This window comes from Bacillus cereus group sp. BceL220, assembly GCF_051776965.1.
Taxonomy (GTDB): domain Bacteria; phylum Bacillota; class Bacilli; order Bacillales; family Bacillaceae_G; genus Bacillus_A; species Bacillus_A cereus.
The window spans coordinates 217409-237197 of record NZ_JBPWBC010000004.1 but is presented as its reverse complement, the minus strand read 5'-3'; the positions used below and the strand labels follow the sequence as shown (position 1 = coordinate 237197).

Below are 19789 nucleotides of genomic sequence, written 5' to 3'. Positions count from 1 at the left end.
TTTATTTTAATTCCTTTTGTTTCATCGTTCCCTTCTGAGAAAAAATTCGTTACAATGTAGTTGTATGGTAATAAACTTATGAATTTAAAAAATGTAATGAAAACCGCAAATGAAAATGAATTGATAATCCTCAATTTTAAATGAAAACCCTTTTATACATAAATAACAAGTAAAGTTCCTTCTTTTAAATAAACTCAAACAAAACGATTTGATATAAATGTTTTTTATAGAAGTATGGATGATGTACGGAGGCAATTACAAATGAAAGAAAATAAGAAAAGTAAGAAAAGACGAATCTTTCAAGTATTTTTACTAATGATTTGTTCTGCTATTTTATATGTAAGTTATGCAGCTTACGATATTTGGAGTTATCGTTTTAAAGCAAATGATGACGTGAAAACGGATGCTGGTATCGTACTAGGCGCAGCTTCATGGAATGGAAAACCATCTCCTGTATTTAAAGAAAGAATTAATCATGCGATTTCTTTATATAGGAACGGAAATATTAAAAAGATTATTTTTACAGGTGGTACAAAGTTCGAGGCAGAACTTGAGGAAGCACGTACTGCAAGAGTATATGCAATGAAACAAGGTGTAAAAGAGGAAGATATTTTAATTGAAACTAAATCCCTTTTCACTGAAGAAAATTTAAAAAATGCGAAGCAAGTTGGAATAGAGAACGGTATACAAACATACACGATTGTAAGTGATCCACTTCATATGAAACGCGCAATGAGAATCGCAAAACATATTAATATTGAAGCGTATGCTTCACCAACGCCGACATCAGCATATAAAACGTTAGATACAGAAATACCATTCTTCTTTAAAGAATTATTCTCGTATATTGGATATGTAACCTCTTTGCCGTTAAAAGCATTGAAGGGGGACTAATATAAGAAAAGAATCTATCCTTAAATAGGAACTTTTCTTATTAGTCAAAAACATTGTATTTTTATCGGAATAGTGAAACAATAGAGAGGTAGCTTCATATAATCATAATGACAAAATGAACGGTTTATGAATCGAGCATAAAGGAGATTATAGTATGGCACTCTCATTTGTTGAAACAGAAGAACAGTCTTTAATTATTGAGAAAATAAATAAATTGATTCCGAAGTTCATGGAAAGGGAGCATCAGCTAAGTGAATTAGGATCATTTCCGTATGAAAATATAAATGATTTGAAAGATATTGGATATACGAAATTAACGTTACCGAAGGAATTTGGTGGTAGTGCGATTTCTTTATATGACTTCGTTTTATTTCAAGAGAAAATCGCGGAAGGCTGTGGAGCTACTGCATTATCGATTGGCTGGCATCTTGGCATTGTGAAGGAGCTAGCGGAAAATCGCTCTTGGAATGATGAGATGTTCAAATGGTTTTGCGAAGAAGTACGTAATGGTGCGCTCTTTAACAGGGCAGCAACAGAACCGAAAACAGGGAGTCCGACGCGTGGCGGCAAACCAGAAACAATAGCGGTTCAACAAGGCGAGAAGTGGGTTATAAATGGAAGAAAAACTTTTACAACGATGGCGCCAGTACTTGATTATTTTATTATTTCAGCGAGTATTGAAGGCCAAGAAGAAGTTGGTGAGTTTGTTATTCCAAGAAATACACTCGGTGTATCTATTGAAGAAACGTGGGATAGCGTTGCAATGAGAGGGACTGCTAGCCACGACCTTGTCTTACAAAATGTAGAGATAGAAAGCCGCTTTTTTACGGATGTGAAGGGCGGAAAAGTAAAACAAAAGGGTATTGGCTGGTTGCTACATATACCAGCATGTTATTTAGGAATTGCACAATCAGCAAGAAATTATGCAGTTCAATTTGCGGGATCATACAAGCCAAATAGTTTAAACCATTCTATTAGTTTATTACCGAATGTTAGAAAATTAGTTGGAGAATTAGAACTCGAGCTTATGCAAGCTCGCGTCTTTTTATATCAAATTGCGAAAAAATACGATGAGGCAGAAGATAAACTGTCACTGCAAGCAGAATTAGCGGCAGTGAAATACGCCGTAACAAATGCGGCGATATCCATAGTGGATAAATCAATGCGCATCGTAGGAGCAAAAAGTTTATCAGAAAAAAATCCGCTTCACCGTTACTATTTAAATGTCAGAGCAGGATTACACAATCCACCGATGGATGATGCAACATTGTCTATGCTGGCGGATGCGGCGTTTCGGTCGTGATTTTTGAAGTTTACATTTTATTGTTTATGGATATTATAGTTGTTTTGAAAGCACGGGTTTGATTAGTAATCAAACCCGTGCTTTTTATGTGTATGAAGTACTTAATGGAGATGTAGGTTTTTAATATAAATGATTATCATGGTGTTGTGATTGTTTCTTGTTGAAAAATTCTTATTGTAATGCCAGTTTGGAGGCTGTATAAACATTTTTCGTATTTAATCCCAAATTAAAGGTCTTTCCAAGTTAACCATTCGCAAATATTGTAAAAATTGACCCGCATGGACCGCATCATGATAGGCAATTCGTAATAGCGTATCACCTAAATATCGTTGATAGCCAACATCACTTCTATCAATAAGTCTTGAATCTAGCTCGGCTATGCTTATTGATTGAACATATTCTATGAAGTCAGTAAAGTGTGGTTGTGCCAATTCAATTTCTTTTTTTACACAAGTAATTGGCTCGTCATCATACGGGGTACGTATGTCGTTTATTGAACCGTTGTTTTTTATAATCATATGATAGTAAAAAGTTGAGCTCCATACGTGACGAATCATTTCACCAAAGGACATAGCCTCAGGATCAGGCTTCCAATTAAGAAAATTATCGGGAAGAGAATTCCATAATTTTTCTGAGCGCCTTCTCGTTTCTTTTAAATTTAATATACTAAGATCAATTGCATTCATAATACATTCTCCTTTACTATTAAACTTAAAATAATTGTATCAATTTAATAGTTAGGGTATCATCGAAATATGAATGTATATCCGAATATCTCATATATAGCTAAACTAATTGCTGAACCTACAAGAGCAATCATCTTAGATTGTCTAATGAATAATCAGGCACTACCTGCTAGTGAATTGGCTTATATGGCAAAAGTGTCACATCCAACAATTAGTTCGCATCTTTCTAAATTAGTAGAAGGGAATTTACTTACAGTTGAACAACATGGTAGACATCGTTACTATCGACTTGCTAATCAAGAAGTTGCAGAAGTGCTTGAAAAGTTAGGGACAATTGCACCAACAGTTCAAGTTCGCTCTTTAAAACAATCAAGCCAACTAAAACAAATTCGTTATGCTCGAACTTGTTATGATCATCTTGCAGGTAAACTCGGTGTAGAGATAACTGAAAAATTACTAGATAGGCAATTTATAATTTTAGAGGGTGGAGAATACATTGTAACGGAACAAGGTAAGGAATGGTTTCTGAATTTTGGAATAAATGTTGATGAGGCAGATACAAAAAGGAGGGTATTTGCAAAACCTTGCCTTGATTGGAGTGAACGGCGTTACCATATTTCTGGTTGGTTAGGGTCTGCAATTGCAAAACTGCTTTTTGAACAGGGATGGATTACGAAAACGGATAAGAACCGAGCTGTCCATCTTACAAAGAAAGGTGTAAATTTATTGGAAGATCAATTAGGCATTGATATGAAAACTGAGGAAAGAAAAGCTTGAAATTAGAAAAGTCCGTCAAAATGAAGGGCTTTTTTCATTATGGTAGGAGTGTACATGAATAATAGGATGTTACCAATAATCGTTGCCAATAAAAAATCTTTCTTTTTATTCTTCTTTTTTAAGTTTTAAAGGAGAAAGCTAGGCTTCTTATTTTTACTAATGTTATAATAAAAAAAAAGCACGAAAAGAGGTCATCTCATGCTAGAGGTTATTGCAACATGTTTAGAAGATGTAAAACGAATTGAAAGCGCTGGCGGGAAGCGGATTGAATTAATTTCATCTTATACAGAAGGTGGTTTAACACCGAGTTATGCTTTTATAAAAAAAGCGGTAGAAGCGGTAAGTATACCAATTCATGTTATGATTCGTCCGCATGCGAAGTCTTTTACATATACGGAAGAAGAAATTGAAATGATGAAAGAAGATATTATAGTTGCGCAGAAGTTGGGAGCAGCTGGTGTAGTATTAGGCGTATTAAACGAACGAAATGAAGTGGATGAAGAGAAATTAGCGGACTTACTATCTGTTGTAGATGGAATAAATGTAACGTACCACCGTGCGATAGATGATATAGAAAATCCAGTAGAAGCAATGAACACTTTAAAGAAGTTTCATAAAGTGACTCACGTTCTAACTTCAGGTGGACAAGGAAATATAGTAGAGAATATTCCGGTGCTTACAGAAATGCAAAAGGTAAGCGATGGTCAAATTCAGCTTGTAGCTGGAGCTGGCGTGACGAAAGAAAATATAAAGCGATTGCTAGATGAAACTGGAATTTCGCAAGCTCATGTCGGTACAGCGGTAAGAGAAGGAAAATCATGTTTTTCTGAAATAGACCCTAATTTAGTACAAGAATTAGTTAAAATCATAAAATAAGTGCTTAAGAAAGAGGAGAAATGATGAAGGAAAATACGAAGAAAGAATTATTCTCTTGGGCTAAAACGATAGGTTTTACCCTTGTATTAATTGCTATTATTCGTGGTGTTTTATTTACACCTTCTTTAGTGCAAGGTGAATCAATGATGCCCACTTTAAAAAATAACGAACGAGTTCTAGTGAATAAGATTGGTTATAGTATAAGTGGATTAGATCGCTTTGATATTATCGTCTTCCACGGAAAAGAAGGATACGATTTAGTAAAACGAGTAATTGGTTTGCCAGGCGATACAGTTGAGTATAAAAATGATGTTTTATATGTAAACGGAAAAGCGATGGAAGAACCATATTTAAAAAAGTTTAAAGAAAAAGCAGTAGGCCGTGTATTAACTCCAGACTTTACGTTAGAACAAATCACTGGGAAAACGAAAGTGCCAGAAGGCCAAGTATTTGTTTTAGGGGATAATCGTGAAGTTTCTAAGGATGGTCGCATGTTTGGCTTTATTTCAGAAGATGAAATTGTCGGAAAAGGACAAGCTGTTTTCTGGCCGTTGGAACAAGTAAGAGCGTTATAAAGAAAAAGTATGGGAGAAATATTCTTCCGGTGGATTTAAATTACATTTTTTGTAAAATTGAATGTTCAATTAAGAAAGACAGAGGTCATTTTGATTATTACTTTTCAAAATGGCCTCTGTTTATTTGAAGATAGTATTGCAAGGAGGGAATTTAAATGATAAAGAAAGAATCAGAAATTATCTTAAACAGGAAAGGAGCCAGGAAAGTAAACGAAATTCCTAAAGAGGTCTTACAATTACTACAGCAAGGGAAAGTAGAAAGTGTTAATCTAATAGAATGGCTAGCTATAAATCATATTGAACTACTTAAAAATGTCTTACCTTCAATAGGACTCAAGAATAGTTTAGAATGTATAGTAGCTGAATTAGAAAAACAGAACGTTGAAACAGGAATGAAAGTTATACGAATAACAGGGACTTTATTGGATGAAATTATACTCAAAGAGAATGACGGAAACAAGGAAGACGTACTGTTAAAATTATCTAATCATATTTCAGATAGTGTACGATGTTGGGCAGCGTTTATGAATAAAAAATCAAATGACACATTAAAAGATACATTAACATACATTCGACCTTTTGCGGCGGATCATCATTTTGGTGTTCGAGAAATTGCTTGGATGTCTATTAGAGAAGAACTTTCACAAAATATAGAAGAAAGTGTGGAATTGTTAGTAGAATGGGCAAAAAGTGAAGATGAGAATATTCGCAGGTTCTCTGTAGAATCTATTCGTCCTCGAGGTGTATGGAGTAAACATATTGAAATATTAAAACAAGAACCTGAAAAGGCACTTCCTATTCTTAATTTACTTAAATCAGATCCATCAAAATATGTACAAGATTCGGTTGGAAACTGGTTAAATGATGCAAGTAAAACTAAACCGGATTGGGTAATGAACCTGTGTAAAGAATGGGAAAAGGATGCTGACATAAAATCAACTAGTAGAATTATTAAAAAAGCTAAAAGAACGATTTTGAAAAATAAGTAATATACAACTAATAGACTCGGTAGTTGTACGAAGGAACATTCAATCATGTTAAAAAAGAATAATTTGAATAACTATGAGAAGAGCATGTATTGATCAATACATGCTCTTTATATTTACTTTTTTATTGCAGCTTTTATTCTAATAGTTTTGTAGCAATGTGAACGTTAGAAATTGAACCGTCGTGATTTCTAGGGTTAATTTTATATTCACTGTCAGGAAGCGAATCACTCCAATATAAATTACATTCACTAATAGTTCATTCTTCACGTGTTAAAGTTTTTTCAATCATCCAAGAGCCTTTCATTTTATATAAATCACATATTATTTTTGTTTTTTTAATAGCGGACAAAATATATCGGATTATGTACGTGAAAAAAATATTGATAGAATTGAAAGAATATTTTATAATTTTAAATTATATGTTTGTTTCGAAAAACGGAATTTAAGTTCCGTAATTCGGAACGAAAGGGAGATAGAATGAGTATAAATAAAACGGCAGTTAAGACAATGGATATTTTAGAGTTGTTTTATGCGCATGAAGAGTTAAGTTTAACTGAGATGGTTCAGCTTACAAATATGCCGAAAACATCTGTTTATCGTTTAATTGGCTCGTTAGAAGAGATGGAGTTTTTACAAAAAAACGAAAAGGGGAAATATCGTTTAGGGGTCGTATTTTTACGGTTCGGTCAACTTGTTTCACAACGATTATCAGTAAGGAATATAGCAATTCCTTATATGAAAGAACTTAGAGATAGTTTAGGACAGGCAGTTAATTTAATAATTCAAGATGGTAATGACGCAATTTATGTTGAAAAGATGGAAGGTGTTCAGCCAGTACGCGTGTATACGGCGGTTGGAAGAAGAGCACCGCTTTATGCTGGTGCATGTCCGAGAATTTTACTATCGTATTTTTCTGAGGAAGAGAAACGGAGATACATAGAGGAAGTGGATTTAAAACAGTTTGCAGATGGAACAATTGTGGATAAGGAACAATTGCTAGAAGTGTTGCAAATGGCAAAAAAGGAAGGCTACACCATTAGTTATTCTGAGTTAGAAAATCATACAGCCGCAATAGCAGCGCCCATTTACGCAAGTGATGGAACGGTTGTAGCAGGTATGAGTATTTCGGGATTAGCAATTGAGTACAGCGAAAGTAACATTTCATATTTTATCGCTAAGGTGAAAGAAACAGCACATCGCATTTCGAAAGAACTCGGCTTTTTGGCATAGAAAGAGGGAGTAGGATGAAATTTTCTGCGTTAGGGGATCAAGCAATTATTGTTACATTTGGTGAAGAAATTAAGATGGATATATATGAGAAAGTACAGCGGTTATTTCAAGCACTGCAGCAACATCCGTTTGCAGGAATGATTGAGTGCGTTCCGTCGTTTACTTCATTAGCTGTTTACTACAATGTATACGAAGTATGGAAGAGAAATGAGATAAGTGAAAGGTCATATGATTACGTTCGCCAGTATATAAAGGAGCTGTGTGATTCTTATAAAGAAGAAGTAAAACAGGATGTGAAACATATTTCTATACCAGTGTGCTACGGGGGAGAATATGGACCTGATTTAGAAGAGGTTGCACATTATAAAGGTTTACAAGTAGAAGATGTGATTCGAATACATAGTGAAACTACATATTTTGTATATATGTTAGGTTTTACACCAGGGTTCCCGTATTTAGGAGGACTATCAAAAGAATTAGAAACACCTAGAAAAGAAATACCGCGGTTACAAATCTCACCTGGTTCGGTAGGAATCGGCGGAAATCAAACAGGTATTTATCCACTTGAAACACCAGGTGGATGGAATATTATTGGTCGAACACCAATCTCCTTATTTAATCCGGAAGAAGAAACACCAACCTTTATTCAAAGCGGTATGTATTTACGATTTATCCCAATAACGAAGGAAGAGTACGTATCACTTGAGGGGGCTAAAGAATGGATGTAGAGGTTTTGCATGCAGGAATGTTTACAACAGTCCAAGATTTAGGGCGATCTCATTATCAACAATACGGTGTACCAGTTGGCGGGACTATGGATCAAAGTGCACTTCGGATGATCAATATGTTAGTTGGTAATGAGGAGAATGAAGCGGGACTCGAAATGACGATTATGGGACCTAAATTGTTAATAAAGAAAACGACTTTACTTGCGATTGGCGGAGCAGATATGGAACCGTTATTGAATGGAGAACGTATCCCGTTATGGCGTCCCATTTTAGCGGAAGAAGGTAGTATGCTTTGTTTTGGAAAAGTGAAAAGTGGTTGCAGAGCGTATGTAACTTTTGCGGGTGGTATACATATTGAGCGTACAATGGGAAGCAAAAGTACGTACATACTTGCTGCGATTGGTGGTATAGAAGGAAGAATGCTGAAAAAGGGTGACTACTTCCAAATTGGTGCACGACCAGAAATGGCGAATCGTTTCATTCAAGACTTACAAAAAGATGAGTGTATAAAAACGAAGTGGGCAATTAGCAACAGCGTACTACCAAAGTATAAGAAACATCCTAAGCTTCGTGTCATAGCTGACTTTGAATATAATCAATTTACAGAAGGAAGTAGAAAGGCATTTTTTACGAAAGAGTATAAGGTATCTAATTATGCTGACCGTATGGGCTATAGGGTTGAGGGAGAAGTTTTAAATAGGATTGAAGAAAAAGAGATTTTATCGAGTCCTGTTACATTTGGAACCATTCAAGTTCCTAATGGTGGACAGCCGATTATATTAATGGCAGATAGGCAAACGACAGGTGGCTATCCGAGAATGGGAAATATCATTTCAGTAGATTTACCTCTTCTTGCCCAGCTAAAGCCGGGGGACTATGTTTCTTTTGAGAAAATTACGCTTGAAGAAGCGGAACAATTGTACATAGAACAAGAAGTAAATATGAATCTATTAAAGAAATTCATCGCTTTACGAAGCTGAAATTAGGAGGAATACATTATGACTACAATCGATTTAAACTGTGATTTAGGAGAAAGTTTTGGCGCTTATAAAATGGGGAATGATGATGAAATTCTTCCGTTCGTTTCCTCTATAAACGTTGCTTGCGGTTTTCATGCGGGTGATCCGTCTATTATGCGTCAAACTGTTGAAAAAGCTTTGCAGCATAACGTAGCAGTAGGGGCGCATCCTGGATTTCCTGATTTAATTGGATTTGGTAGAAGAAACATGAATGTTTCAGCAAGTGAAGTATACGACTATGTTTTATATCAAACAGGCGCATTAGACGCATTTGTGAAAGCGGCAGGCGGGAAAATGCAGCATGTAAAGCCGCACGGTGCCTTATATAATATGGCGGCGTCTAATCCGGAAATTGCAGATGCAATTGCAAAGGCAATTTATCATATAAATCCAAGTCTATTACTTTATGGATTAGCAAATAGCGAGGCGTTTATACAGGCTGCAGAAAAATACAAAGTAACTCTTGTACAAGAGGCTTTTGCGGATCGTACATATAAGCAAGATGGTACATTAACGAGCCGTACAGAAGAAAATGCGCTTATAAAAGATGAAGACGAAGCGATAAAGCAAGTACTTCAAATGGTGAAAGAAGGCCATGTAAATGCGGTCAATGGAGAGAAAGTAGCAGTTCAGGCGCAAACAATTTGTTTACACGGTGATGGGGAAAAAGCAGTGCAATTTGCAGAAAGAATATACAGAACATTCAAACTTAATGATATTTCTATTTGTGCACCGAAATAAAAAATAGGGGGAAGTGCTGGGATGATTAAATTAATCGGAATACTACTTGTTGCAGTGGGCTTTTTATTTAGACTAAATACACTTTTAGTAGTTATGGTTGCAGGTATTGTTACTGGTATGGTTTCAGGATTAAGTTTTTATGATGTGATCAGCATGTTCGGTAAATTTTTCATAGAAAATAGATATATGTCTATGCCAATTATATTAACTTTACCGGTAATCGGAATTTTAGAGCGTTACGGTTTAAAAGAAAGAGCAGAAGCACTTATAACGAAATCAAAAGGAGCAACAACTGGAAGAGTATTAATGTCATATTTTACGATAAGAGAATCATCAGCAGCACTAGGGCTTAATATTGGTGGGCATGCGCAAACAGTAAGGCCGCTCGTTGCACCGATGGCAGAAGGGGCCGCGCAAGGTAAATACGGTAAACTTCCTGAAAAATTAAGAGAAAAGATTAAAGCAAACGCAGCAGCTGCTGAAAATACAGCTTGGTTTTTCGGAGAAGATATTTTCATCGCAACTGGAGCTATTTTATTAATGAAAGGATTCTTCGATTCAGTAGGTATGCATGTCGGAGTATGGGATATGGCACTTTGGGGCATTCCGACAGCAATATCTGCACTTATTGTAAGCTGGATTAGATTTAGAAGGTTTGATAAATATATAGAGAAAACAATGAAGGCAGAAGGAAAAGAAGAGAAGGAGGCAATTTAATATGAACATCATCACAATGGATACAATCTATTATGTATTAGGGATAATCGTTGCTTTTATCGCTGTTCGTATCGCATTCGATCGTGAACATCCAAACAGATTCGGTTCTAGTTTATTTTGGGCATTGTTTGCAGTTACATTTTTATTCGGAAATGTAATTCCTTCGTTTTACGTTGGCTGTATAGTGCTCGCTATGGTCGTTTTAGCTTCACTAAATAAAGTAACAAAATCAGAGGAAAAAGAAGTTCCAGTACAAGAACGTGTGAAACATGCTGAGAAATTAAAAAATAAAATTTTTATGCCTGCACTATTAATTCCTATTTTTACAATTATCGGTACGTTGACGTTAGGGAAAATTAAATGGGGAAATGTCTCTCTTGTTGATCCAGATAAAGTAACATTAGTTGCATTAGCGCTTGGTGCATTACTCGCATTCGTTGCGGCGATGCGTATTACAAAATCAAAAATAACAACGCCTGTACAAGAAGGAAGCAGACTATTACAAGCTGTCGGCTGGGCTGTTATTTTGCCACAAATGTTAGCAGCACTTGGCGGTATATTCGCGAAGTCTGGCGTTGGACAAGTTGTTTCAGACTTAGTTGGACAAGTGCTACCGACAGAGTATCCGTTCGTTGCTGTTATGGCGTACTGTTTAGGCATGATGCTATTTACAGTCGTAATGGGAAATGCATTCGCAGCGTTTGCTGTTATTACTGGCGGAATTGGCTTACCTTTAATAGTTCAAATGCACGGCGGAAACCCAGCAATTATGGCAGCACTCGGTATGTTTGCTGGATATTGCGGAACGCTGCTTACTCCAATGGCAGCAAACTTTAATATCGTACCTGCGATGCTTTTAGAGCTAAAGGATAAAAATGCGGTTATTAAAGCACAAGTACCAATTGCTCTTTCAACTTTTATCATAAATATGTTTATTATGTACGGCCTTGTATATCGTTTCTAATTAGGAGGATAAAACTATGAAAACAGTATTATTAACAGGGTTTGATCCGTTTGGCGGAGAAAATATCAATCCAGCTTGGGAAGTAGCAAAAGGTTTGCATGAAAAAACAATTGGAGAATACAAGATAATAAGCAAACAAGTACCAACTGTATTTCATAAATCAATAAGCATATTAAAAGAGTATATAGAAGAACTAGCGCCGGAAATTATTATATGTATCGGACAAGCTGGGGGCAGACCAGATATTACGATAGAACGTGTCGCAATTAATATTGATGATGCAAGAATTGCTGATAATGAAGGGAATCAGCCGGTAGATGTACCAGTTGTAGAAGAAGGAGTGATTGCATATTGGTCTACACTTCCGATGAAAGCAATCGTAAAAAAACTTCGCGAAGAGGGCATACCGTCATCTGTTTCACAGACGGCAGGCACATTCGTTTGTAATCACTTATTCTATGGACTTATGCATGAACTAGAGAAACATGATAAGAAAATAAAAGGTGGATTCATTCACATTCCGTTCTTACCAGAACAAGCGAGTAATTATCCAGGGCAACCGAGTATGTCACTTTCTACTATTCGTAAGGGGATAGAATTGGCAATCGAAGTAACGACGACAGTTGAAGTAGATATTGTAGAGGTTGGGGGCGCAACGCATTAAGTAAAATGAATTGTACAACACCTCCTGTAAACAACTGGTATAATAAGAATAGGAAAATACATAGAGGTGATTTTTGTGCAACAATTTGAAGAAGTACGTTCAATTTTAGAAAAAGCGAAGAAAATTACAGTATTAACAGGCGCTGGTGCAAGTACGGAAAGTGGTATTCCAGATTTTCGTTCAGCAAATGGGTTGTATGCTGATGCGAATGTGGAGATGTACTTATCAAGAGGGTACTATAACCGGAGTCCGAAAGAGTTTTGGAAGCATTATAAAGAAATCTTTCAAATTAATACGTTCCATCAATATAAACCAAATCGTGGCCATCGCTTTTTAGCTGAGCTAGAAGAACAAGGGAAAGATATTACGATTTTAACGCAAAATATTGACGGTTTACATCAATTAGGTGGCAGTAAGCATGTCATCGATTTACATGGAACACTTCAAACAGCACATTGTCCAAAATGTAAATCAGGCTATGATTTACAGTATATGATTAATCATGAAGTGCCGCGCTGTCAGAAGTGTAATTTCATTTTAAATCCAGACGTTGTTTTATACGGAGATACATTGCCGCAATATCAAAATGCAATCAAACGTTTATATGAAACAGATGTGCTTATCGTTATGGGAACGTCACTAAAAGTACAGCCTGTCGCTTCATTCCCGCAAATTGCAAAGAGGGAAGTAGGAGCAACAACTATTTTAGTAAATGAAGAGTTAACAGGACAGGAATATAACTTTGATTTTGTTTTTCAAAATAAGATTGGTGAGTTTGTTGAAGGGTTATCGTCGGTTAAATAAGTTATTATTTTTATGAAAAACTGAGGTGTATAGAGAACACCTCAGTTTTTTGTTTGAATAAAATTCATGTTATGACGTATGAAGGGGAATGGTAATAAATAGGTTATAAAATTAAAAAACTGAAAATTAAATCTTTTATTTCTTTAGTAATTAATATAAAATTCTATATATATCATATAAATAAATTTGATACATAATGATTTTGCGTAGAAATGTTAATAGAATGAAGCGAGGGAGCGAAATGAGACAGAAAAAGGAGCAGAAAAAACAATCGAAAAAGAAAAAGACTCATATTCCATTTCGGTTAAATGTACTATTTTTTATTGTCTTTCTTTTATTTTCAGCTATTATAATTCAATTAGGTAAAGTACAAATCATTGATGGAGAAACGTATAGAAATGAAGTAAATAAAAAGGAAGATGTAACGGTAAGTACTCCCGTTCCTAGAGGGAAAATGTTTGATCGACAAGGTCACGTTATTGTAAATAATAAACCATTACGAACCGTTACATATACGAAAATGAGAGGAGTGGACTCGAAAGAAGTTTTACAAGTAGCAAGAGATTTAGCTAAGCTAATTGAAATGTCGCAAGAGGACATGGATAAGTTAACAGAGACAGATAAAAAAGATTTTTGGATGCAGTTAAATGAAAAGCGGGCAGCAGCGAGAGTAACGAAAGAAGATGAGAGTAAATTTAGAAAGCAAGAAATAGAAGGAAAAGAGTTAGATAAAAAAGTAGAAGAACTGCGCCGGGAAAGAATTACACAAGAAGAATTAAATGAGCTTTCAAAGGAAGATATAGAAGTATTAGTAATTAAAAGCAAAATGAATGCGGGATATAAAATGACTCCGCAAATCGTTAAAAAAGACGTAAGTGAAAATGAATATGCTGTCGTTAGTGAAAGGTTGGCAAGTTTACCGGGAGTGGATACAACAGTAGATTGGGAACGTGAATACCCAAATGATAAAATACTGCGCTCTATACTAGGTAGCGTTTCTAATGAAAATGAAGGGTTGCCAAGAGAACAATTAGATTATTATTTAGTTCGTGATTATAATCGAAACGACCGTATTGGTAAAAGTTACATCGAAAAACAATACGAAGATGCACTACATGGAACGAAAGAACAGTCTAAAAATATTATGGATAAAGCAGGGAAGATTGTTCGAACAGAAAAAGTGACTGAAGGAAAAAGTGGAAATAACTTGATGTTAACAGTCGATATGGATTTACAGAAAAGAGTAGAGGGAAGCCTTGAAAAGAATTTACGAGCCTTTCATGCTGCAGAGCCGATGATGGATCGTGCGTTCGTAGTAATGATGAATCCGAAAAACGGTCAAATTTTATCAATGGCAGGAAAGAAAATTGTAAATAAAGATGGCGGTATGCAAATAGAAGATTATGCATTAGGAACGATGACAAGTTCTTATGAGTTAGGGTCAACTGTAAAAGGGGCTACTTTATTAACTGGATATCAAACAGAAGCGATTAAGCCGTATACACACTTCTTTGATGCGCCAATGTATTTTAAAGGAAGTTCTAAGCCGAAGAAATCGTGGAAAGAATTTGGGGATATTGATGATTTAAGAGCTTTGCAAGTGTCATCGAACGTTTATATGTTTAATACAGCTTTAAAAATGGCAGGCATTAATTATGTTCCAAACAATCCATTAGATATTAAACAAGAAACATTTAATAAAATGCGCTACTATTTTAGACAATTTGGCCTAGGTGTGTCGACTGGTATTGACCTGCCAAATGAATCAATCGGTCAAATAGGTAGAACTGATAACATACCCGGATTTTTACTTGATTACGCGATTGGACAGTATGATACATATACGCCGCTTCAGCTTGCGCAATATATTTCAACCATTGCAAATGGCGGTTACCGAATGAAACCACAAATTGTACAAGAAGTTAGAGAGCAACCGAATAGACCAGAGGATGCAGGAAAAGTCGTTCGGTCGATTGAACCAGTTGTATTAAATAGAGTGGATATGGAAACTTCGTACATTAATCATGTAAAAGAAGGATTTAGAAGAGTTTTTCAAGAAGCTGACGGAACCGGAACCGGAACATTTAAAGGTCTACCATATAAACCAGCGGGAAAAACAGGAACAGCTGAGACAGTATATGGTGGAGAAAGTGATATTGGAAGAGATGAGAACAACAACCGAAAAAAATGTTATAATTTAACTCTTGCCGGTTATGCACCATATGATGCGGATCCGGAAGTAGCTTTTTCAGTTGTTGTACCATGGGTGAATGATGATAAATCAGGAATTAATTCTGCGATTGGTAAAGAGATTTTGGATGCGTATTTTGAATTAAAAACAAATAGATCAAATACAAATTCAATTCCAGTAGAACAACCGAACAAGGCACAGTAAAAATAGTATCACTGCATGGAAACATATTGTGCAGTGATATATTTTTTGAGTTAAAAAGCGCTTTATAAGGTGGGAATGGATATGAAAAAGGAGATTAAGAGAGGCTGGGGAAAGTACATACTATTTATATTGGTGATAGTCATAGGCTACCATTCTTTTACTTTATGTAAGGTGGAAGGGGAATCGATGCAGCCGACTTTATATGAAGAAGACTACGTATTTGTAAATAAAGCGGTAGTACGTCTTTCTAATTTACAACACGGAGAAATTGTCATTATAAAAGAAGAGGATGAATCGAAATATTATGTGAAACGTGTAATAGGGCTTCCTGGTGATGTAATTAACATAACGAACGGAAAGGTATATGTGAACGATAAAAAGCAAGAAGAACCATATACGAACAAAGATTTATTTAACAACACACAAGTGTTTTATAACTTTCAAAAGACAAAAATTCCGCCAAATAAGTTATTTGTAATGGGAGATAACCGCGAAGTAAGTAGAGATAGTCGCAATGGCTTAGGATATATTGAAGAAGATAACATAATTGGCAAGGTGGAATTTGTATATTATCCTTTTTCAAAAATGAAAATGATAGAATAAGTGGGGGATGAGCAAAACCCCACTTATTAAAGTTTCACTTTATTTTCTTTAAAAAACCTTTTGGATTAAATGATATGAAAAATTTATGTTTAGACTCGTCGATTATGAAGTTATTGTTTTTAGTTAAAAACTCTTCCACAGCTTCCATTGGGCCAGGACCCCAATCGGGAAGAAGCGGATTTCCGTTAATGGAGGTATCTTCTACAATTATATAACTGCCAGTAGTGACGATAGATTTATATAGCAAGAGTTCTTTGGAAACATGCTCTTTACTATGATCAGAATCTAAAATAACTAAAATCACATCATCAGGTTTGCGCATACTTACTATTGTTTGGATGGCCTGCACAGAAACAGAAGATGCTGTTAAATACGTAATCCGATTATGTGATGGCCGATTTGGCTGCGGAGTTATATCGATAGTAAGTACGTGACCTTTTCCAATTAAATCTAACATAGAAGCTAAATACAGTGCACTACCACCGTGAAAAGTCCCGCATTCAATAATTAAATCGGGCTTTAATTCATAAATGATTTCTTGATACAAAAAGAGATCAGAGGGAAGTTTACAGATTGGAACTCCAAACCATTGTGTATCGTTTAACCACACGAGGCTGTCGTAATATTGTTTTAGAAATTCATTGCTTATAGTATCGATTTTAAATTCTCCTTTCTAAAAAGGATTCTCTCGTTTGACGTAAAGTGTTTACGCATGAAAGTTGTACTATATATTATGTAGTAAGGAATTGTAAGGCGAGTGTTTTTACTTGAAAATAAGCCAAATAACTCATGTGGAAAATGAAAGGAAATGATCGTATGTACAAATACACAATTTGCTTTATTAGAAAAAGCGATAAAATACTGCTATTAAATAGAAATAAAAAGCCGAATATGGGGATGTGGAATGGTGTTGGAGGAAAAATAGAAGAGAATGAAACGCCATACGAAAGAATAATTAGAGAAACGTTTGAGGAAACGGGCATAGAACTTTCAAGTGTAACGTATAAAGGGACTGTTGGTTTTAAAGGTAAAGGTGAGCCCCAGGCTAGTGAAGGAATGTATGTGTTCGTTGCTGATTTGCCAGATGGAATGCAAATGAATACACCATTACGTACGGCTGAAGGCTTATTAGAATGGAAAGAAATTGATTGGATATTAGATGGTGATAATAGAGGAGTAGTTAGCAATTTACCAAAATACTTACCGACAGTATTAACAGAAGAAAATAAGTTAAAACATATATTCACGTACGATAACCGGAATATTATTAATTACACAACTGCATGTTTGAAAGAAGATGATGCGAACAAGCGATATGAAAAACAACTTGTTTCTCAATAGAAGAGGAAAGTGAAAAATCACGTTTTTGCTCTCGTTATATATGCGAGGTGATTATAAGTTTCAGAAATACAATTCATTGGTCATAATTGTAATATGTATGATATAACTTTTCTTATGGTGAAAGAGTAGAGAACATACGTAAACGGAACAAAAAAGGAGGTGGCTTTGCCACCTCTTTTCCGTTAGTCACGAATCGCCTTAATCATAAATCGATGTTGCTTCACATCAAAATATCCTTTTTGCAAGATAATCTCATGTATACGATATAACTCCTCATAGTACCTTTCGACAGTGAAATCAGGAATTTGCCACGGAATTGCTTTTAAATAATAGACGATAGCGCCAATATCATAAAAGCGTTGGAAAGGGAATTCTTCTTTTGCTTCTAAGATAGTAAATCCGTTTTCCTGTAGTTCATTACATGCCGCTTCAAGCGACCAACTTGCAAATTCATTATTTAGTGGTGTGTCAAATTGGTCATTAAGTTCCGCGCAATCGAGACCGCCAACTTGTTGTGTAAGAAATGTTCCATTTGGAGAAAGGATTCTTTTTACTTCAGAAGCAGCATATGATTCATGTTGGTTTAGGATTAGATTAAACTGACCATCTTGAAATGGCAATGCAGTATCATCGTTCACCTCTACAACAGTAACCCCTAAAGGCTCTAATTTCTTTCGAGCAATTGGCACGTTTGGAGCGTAGCCCTCAGTAGCATAAATAGTTGACGGGAACGGTTGTAACATAGATAAAAACTCTCCGCCGCCAGTACCCATATCGAGCATTGATTCTGCATGTTGCATAAGCTGAAAAGCAGTACTGCCGTACGACCACGATAAAGGCTCACTCTTCATTCGACCCGTTTCTGAAATGAAAGAAAAATCCCAGCCGCTAAAATGTGTATTTGCACGTTCTAATAAAGTTAAAAATAATGGATCACGTTTCATAATTATGTCCTCCTATTTCGTAAATGAATGATATGATGAGAAAAGAAAAAGGGAGGACCTCTTATGAAAGAGAGGCAGTTTTACGTTTCGTGTTCGAATAGATTCATATAGATTCGCTCCTTGTGAGAATGGTTATTTATATATTCGGCATTATAGAGTGAAAATCCTTTGAACTTACATGGGAAGGTGTTGTTTAATGAAGAACTGGATGGAGTTTACAGACAAAGAGGATGATCGAATTTGGAACAAGTTATATAGTGAACTTGAGTTTTCGCCAAGTGTTTCTACATTTCCATCATTTAAGGTGCCAAGTCCTTTTATTACATATAATATTTCTCATTACTTTGGAGAATCGGTAGATTTAGATGTGTATGACGATTTGGAAGATAAAGCGTTACAAGTGTTTAAGGAAAATACAGCATCGAATGAATATATAATGGCACTAGATTGGCAACATGAGTGTTATTGGGTGAATCCTCACTTAGAGTTTGAAAGAAATGAATTTGATGAGTGGATTATACCAATATTTCCGAATGGAGATTACTACTTTTTTATTCAGAAGGACTTTAAGTGGGGTTATTTAGGTCATCCTTGGGAGAAGAGTATAACGATATTTGGAAAAGGACTAATAGAAAGTTTTGAACGAAATAAGCCGGAAATGTTTCAAAATATTTTAAGGCAAGGATAATGTTTGAAAGAAAAAAAGCCCTTTTGCTTCATTTTTGAAGTAGAAGGGTTTTTATTTAAATTACTAAAAACAAAAATCTTTTGGTAAAGTACTATTTTTAATCATCGTTCTTAACCCATGTTTTATAATCCAAGGGTTAACAGGATGCTGTTTATCGCGTAATAGTTGTAACCATTGGAAAACGAGTTCTTTATCTTTTTTCGTAATATCGTTAATATGATTGGCTACAGATTTTTGAACATATTTAGAAGGGTCATTCATTAATGGTTCAAGAAGTTGTAAATTGTACTTAAAATCACCTTTTAGAGCTCCTATTTTTTTAGCCCAAGGAAGCCTTGGTCTTGTACCTTCAGAAACTAATCTCCTAATGTGGCTGTTTTCGTCATGAATCCACTGTTGTAATATGTTTAGTGTATCTTCATGGTATGTTTCAAGAAAGGGCCGAATGGCATATTCAGCAGTATTCCTTTTCGTTATTTCATACATTGCATTAAACGAGATTTTAAAATCGTTAAGCCCATATTTTTCAACGTATTTTGCAACAGGCATGTACATATATCCATTTGTAAATGTGCCTACTTCTGTTGTATTTTCTGGTCCTAATGTTTTCAGTAATATATGTATTGCGGCATTAAAATCTTTTTGTAAAGCATTGTGTAATTCATCTGCAATTACTTCAATACGCTGTTTTAACTCTAAATTTTCAACTTTACAAGCTACAGAATCTACAAAGATGCTTTTAGAGAAACAAGGATCGTGTTTACAAATAGAATCAGCTATTTTTTCTGCTAATTCTTCATTAAATAAAAATTTTAACGGAACATATTTACCCATTTTTTCACCTCGGTGGT

At 35.3% G+C, this 19789-nt stretch carries 22 protein-coding genes; 18 read left to right on the top strand and 4 right to left on the bottom strand.

The window, feature by feature from the left end:
- Window positions 1-261: 261 nt before the first annotated feature.
- Window positions 262-894, top strand: coding sequence for a YdcF family protein (locus ACS2FK_RS13355; protein ID WP_000662218.1), 633 nt, complete (start codon window positions 262-264; stop codon window positions 892-894).
- A gap of 154 nt (window positions 895-1048) precedes the next feature.
- Window positions 1049-2197: an acyl-CoA dehydrogenase family protein gene (locus tag ACS2FK_RS13350; RefSeq protein ID WP_063547796.1), complete on the top strand. Its 1149-nt coding sequence runs from the start codon at window positions 1049-1051 to the stop codon at window positions 2195-2197.
- A gap of 215 nt (window positions 2198-2412) precedes the next feature.
- Here the strand turns inward: ACS2FK_RS13350 and ACS2FK_RS13345 are convergent, their stop codons facing one another.
- Window positions 2413-2883 carry a DinB family protein gene (locus ACS2FK_RS13345; RefSeq protein WP_063547794.1) on the bottom strand — a complete coding sequence of 157 codons (471 nt, stop codon included), beginning with the start codon at window positions 2881-2883 and terminating at the stop codon, window positions 2413-2415.
- Between the two features lie 69 nt (window positions 2884-2952).
- Between ACS2FK_RS13345 and ACS2FK_RS13340 the strand changes: the two genes are divergently transcribed.
- The 14 genes from ACS2FK_RS13340 to lepB (ACS2FK_RS13275) all read left to right on the top strand — a co-directional run bounded on the left by ACS2FK_RS13340 (window position 2953) and on the right by lepB (ACS2FK_RS13275) (window position 15965).
- Window positions 2953-3660 carry an ArsR/SmtB family transcription factor gene (locus ACS2FK_RS13340; RefSeq protein ID WP_063547792.1) on the top strand — a complete coding sequence of 236 codons (708 nt, stop codon included), beginning with the start codon at window positions 2953-2955 and terminating at the stop codon, window positions 3658-3660.
- Window positions 3661-3858: 198 nt separating this feature from the next.
- Window positions 3859-4536, top strand: coding sequence for a copper homeostasis protein CutC (locus ACS2FK_RS13335; RefSeq protein WP_000895109.1), 678 nt, complete (start codon window positions 3859-3861; stop codon window positions 4534-4536).
- Window positions 4537-4559: 23 nt separating this feature from the next.
- Entirely contained in the window at window positions 4560-5111 is a 552-nt protein-coding gene (gene lepB / locus ACS2FK_RS13330) for a signal peptidase I (RefSeq protein ID WP_000662498.1), read from the top strand.
- Window positions 5112-5266: 155 nt separating this feature from the next.
- Window positions 5267-6100, top strand: a complete 834-nt coding sequence (locus tag ACS2FK_RS13325; RefSeq protein ID WP_063547790.1) for a DNA alkylation repair protein — start codon at window positions 5267-5269, stop codon at window positions 6098-6100.
- Between the two features lie 477 nt (window positions 6101-6577).
- A complete protein-coding gene (locus ACS2FK_RS13320; RefSeq protein WP_063547788.1) occupies window positions 6578-7330 on the top strand; it encodes an IclR family transcriptional regulator in 753 nt (250 codons plus the stop codon).
- A 14-nt stretch (window positions 7331-7344) separates the two neighbouring features.
- Window positions 7345-8058, top strand: a complete 714-nt coding sequence (gene pxpB, locus ACS2FK_RS13315) for a 5-oxoprolinase subunit PxpB (RefSeq protein WP_063547786.1) — start codon at window positions 7345-7347, stop codon at window positions 8056-8058.
- Window positions 8049-9038, top strand: a complete 990-nt coding sequence (locus tag ACS2FK_RS13310) for a biotin-dependent carboxyltransferase family protein (RefSeq protein ID WP_063547784.1) — start codon at window positions 8049-8051, stop codon at window positions 9036-9038. The genes pxpB and ACS2FK_RS13310 overlap by 10 nt, the downstream gene beginning before the upstream one ends.
- An 18-nt stretch (window positions 9039-9056) precedes the next feature.
- Entirely contained in the window at window positions 9057-9818 is a 762-nt protein-coding gene (gene pxpA / locus ACS2FK_RS13305; RefSeq protein ID WP_063547782.1) for a 5-oxoprolinase subunit PxpA, read from the top strand.
- Window positions 9819-9839: 21 nt separating this feature from the next.
- The gene (locus ACS2FK_RS13300) at window positions 9840-10535 is read left to right on the top strand and encodes a DUF969 domain-containing protein (protein ID WP_000593392.1); all 696 of its coding nucleotides are present in this window, start codon (window positions 9840-9842) and stop codon (window positions 10533-10535) included.
- A gap of 1 nt (window position 10536) precedes the next feature.
- On the top strand, window positions 10537-11499 hold the full coding sequence (locus tag ACS2FK_RS13295) for a DUF979 domain-containing protein (RefSeq protein ID WP_063547780.1): 963 nt from the start codon (window positions 10537-10539) through the stop codon (window positions 11497-11499).
- Window positions 11500-11515: 16 nt separating this feature from the next.
- Window positions 11516-12163: a pyroglutamyl-peptidase I gene (gene pcp / locus ACS2FK_RS13290; protein WP_063547778.1), complete on the top strand. Its 648-nt coding sequence runs from the start codon at window positions 11516-11518 to the stop codon at window positions 12161-12163.
- Between the two features lie 75 nt (window positions 12164-12238).
- Window positions 12239-12967 (top strand): NAD-dependent protein deacylase, encoded by a 729-nt coding sequence (locus ACS2FK_RS13285; protein ID WP_063547776.1) that lies wholly within the window; start codon window positions 12239-12241, stop codon window positions 12965-12967.
- Between the two features lie 241 nt (window positions 12968-13208).
- Complete coding sequence (locus ACS2FK_RS13280) at window positions 13209-15362, top strand: peptidoglycan D,D-transpeptidase FtsI family protein (RefSeq protein ID WP_063547774.1); 2154 nt, start codon at window positions 13209-13211, stop codon at window positions 15360-15362.
- A gap of 81 nt (window positions 15363-15443) precedes the next feature.
- A complete protein-coding gene (gene lepB, locus ACS2FK_RS13275; RefSeq protein ID WP_002094069.1) occupies window positions 15444-15965 on the top strand; it encodes a signal peptidase I in 522 nt (173 codons plus the stop codon).
- A gap of 34 nt (window positions 15966-15999) precedes the next feature.
- Here the strand turns inward: lepB (ACS2FK_RS13275) and ACS2FK_RS13270 are convergent, their stop codons facing one another.
- Window positions 16000-16623, bottom strand: a complete 624-nt coding sequence (locus ACS2FK_RS13270; protein ID WP_265736949.1) for a cephalosporin hydroxylase family protein — start codon at window positions 16621-16623, stop codon at window positions 16000-16002.
- Window positions 16624-16781: 158 nt separating this feature from the next.
- On the opposite strand from ACS2FK_RS13270, the gene ACS2FK_RS13265 reads away from it, so the two are divergent.
- The gene (locus tag ACS2FK_RS13265; protein WP_063549332.1) at window positions 16782-17306 is read left to right on the top strand and encodes an NUDIX hydrolase; all 525 of its coding nucleotides are present in this window, start codon (window positions 16782-16784) and stop codon (window positions 17304-17306) included.
- A 182-nt stretch (window positions 17307-17488) separates the two neighbouring features.
- Here ACS2FK_RS13265 and ACS2FK_RS13260 read toward each other — a convergent pair whose 3' ends face one another.
- Window positions 17489-18250 carry a class I SAM-dependent methyltransferase gene (locus ACS2FK_RS13260; protein WP_063547772.1) on the bottom strand — a complete coding sequence of 254 codons (762 nt, stop codon included), beginning with the start codon at window positions 18248-18250 and terminating at the stop codon, window positions 17489-17491.
- Between the two features lie 196 nt (window positions 18251-18446).
- Here ACS2FK_RS13260 and ACS2FK_RS13255 point away from each other — a divergent pair, with 196 nt between their 5' ends.
- On the top strand, window positions 18447-18938 hold the full coding sequence (locus ACS2FK_RS13255) for a DUF2716 domain-containing protein (protein ID WP_000800539.1): 492 nt from the start codon (window positions 18447-18449) through the stop codon (window positions 18936-18938).
- Between the two features lie 63 nt (window positions 18939-19001).
- Here ACS2FK_RS13255 and ACS2FK_RS13250 read toward each other — a convergent pair whose 3' ends face one another.
- Window positions 19002-19772 carry a DNA alkylation repair protein gene (locus tag ACS2FK_RS13250; RefSeq protein ID WP_063547770.1) on the bottom strand — a complete coding sequence of 257 codons (771 nt, stop codon included), beginning with the start codon at window positions 19770-19772 and terminating at the stop codon, window positions 19002-19004.
- Between the last annotated feature and the right edge of the window lie 17 nt (window positions 19773-19789).

Coding starts and splice junctions, on each gene's coding strand:
- ACS2FK_RS13355 (WP_000662218.1), top strand. CDS start 262: ATGAAAGAAAATAAGAAAAGTAAGAAAAGACGAATCTTTCAAGTATTT.
- ACS2FK_RS13350 (WP_063547796.1), top strand. CDS start 1,049: ATGGCACTCTCATTTGTTGAAACAGAAGAACAGTCTTTAATTATTGAG.
- ACS2FK_RS13345 (WP_063547794.1), bottom strand. CDS start 2,883: ATGAATGCAATTGATCTTAGTATATTAAATTTAAAAGAAACGAGAAGG.
- ACS2FK_RS13340 (WP_063547792.1), top strand. CDS start 2,953: ATGAATGTATATCCGAATATCTCATATATAGCTAAACTAATTGCTGAA.
- ACS2FK_RS13335 (WP_000895109.1), top strand. CDS start 3,859: ATGCTAGAGGTTATTGCAACATGTTTAGAAGATGTAAAACGAATTGAA.
- lepB (WP_000662498.1), top strand. CDS start 4,560: ATGAAGGAAAATACGAAGAAAGAATTATTCTCTTGGGCTAAAACGATA.
- ACS2FK_RS13325 (WP_063547790.1), top strand. CDS start 5,267: ATGATAAAGAAAGAATCAGAAATTATCTTAAACAGGAAAGGAGCCAGG.
- ACS2FK_RS13320 (WP_063547788.1), top strand. CDS start 6,578: ATGAGTATAAATAAAACGGCAGTTAAGACAATGGATATTTTAGAGTTG.
- pxpB (WP_063547786.1), top strand. CDS start 7,345: ATGAAATTTTCTGCGTTAGGGGATCAAGCAATTATTGTTACATTTGGT.
- ACS2FK_RS13310 (WP_063547784.1), top strand. CDS start 8,049: ATGGATGTAGAGGTTTTGCATGCAGGAATGTTTACAACAGTCCAAGAT.
- pxpA (WP_063547782.1), top strand. CDS start 9,057: ATGACTACAATCGATTTAAACTGTGATTTAGGAGAAAGTTTTGGCGCT.
- ACS2FK_RS13300 (WP_000593392.1), top strand. CDS start 9,840: ATGATTAAATTAATCGGAATACTACTTGTTGCAGTGGGCTTTTTATTT.
- ACS2FK_RS13295 (WP_063547780.1), top strand. CDS start 10,537: ATGAACATCATCACAATGGATACAATCTATTATGTATTAGGGATAATC.
- pcp (WP_063547778.1), top strand. CDS start 11,516: ATGAAAACAGTATTATTAACAGGGTTTGATCCGTTTGGCGGAGAAAAT.
- ACS2FK_RS13280 (WP_063547774.1), top strand. CDS start 13,209: ATGAGACAGAAAAAGGAGCAGAAAAAACAATCGAAAAAGAAAAAGACT.
- lepB (WP_002094069.1), top strand. CDS start 15,444: ATGAAAAAGGAGATTAAGAGAGGCTGGGGAAAGTACATACTATTTATA.
- ACS2FK_RS13265 (WP_063549332.1), top strand. CDS start 16,782: ATGTACAAATACACAATTTGCTTTATTAGAAAAAGCGATAAAATACTG.
- ACS2FK_RS13260 (WP_063547772.1), bottom strand. CDS start 18,250: ATGAAACGTGATCCATTATTTTTAACTTTATTAGAACGTGCAAATACA.
- ACS2FK_RS13255 (WP_000800539.1), top strand. CDS start 18,447: ATGAAGAACTGGATGGAGTTTACAGACAAAGAGGATGATCGAATTTGG.
- ACS2FK_RS13250 (WP_063547770.1), bottom strand. CDS start 19,772: ATGGGTAAATATGTTCCGTTAAAATTTTTATTTAATGAAGAATTAGCA.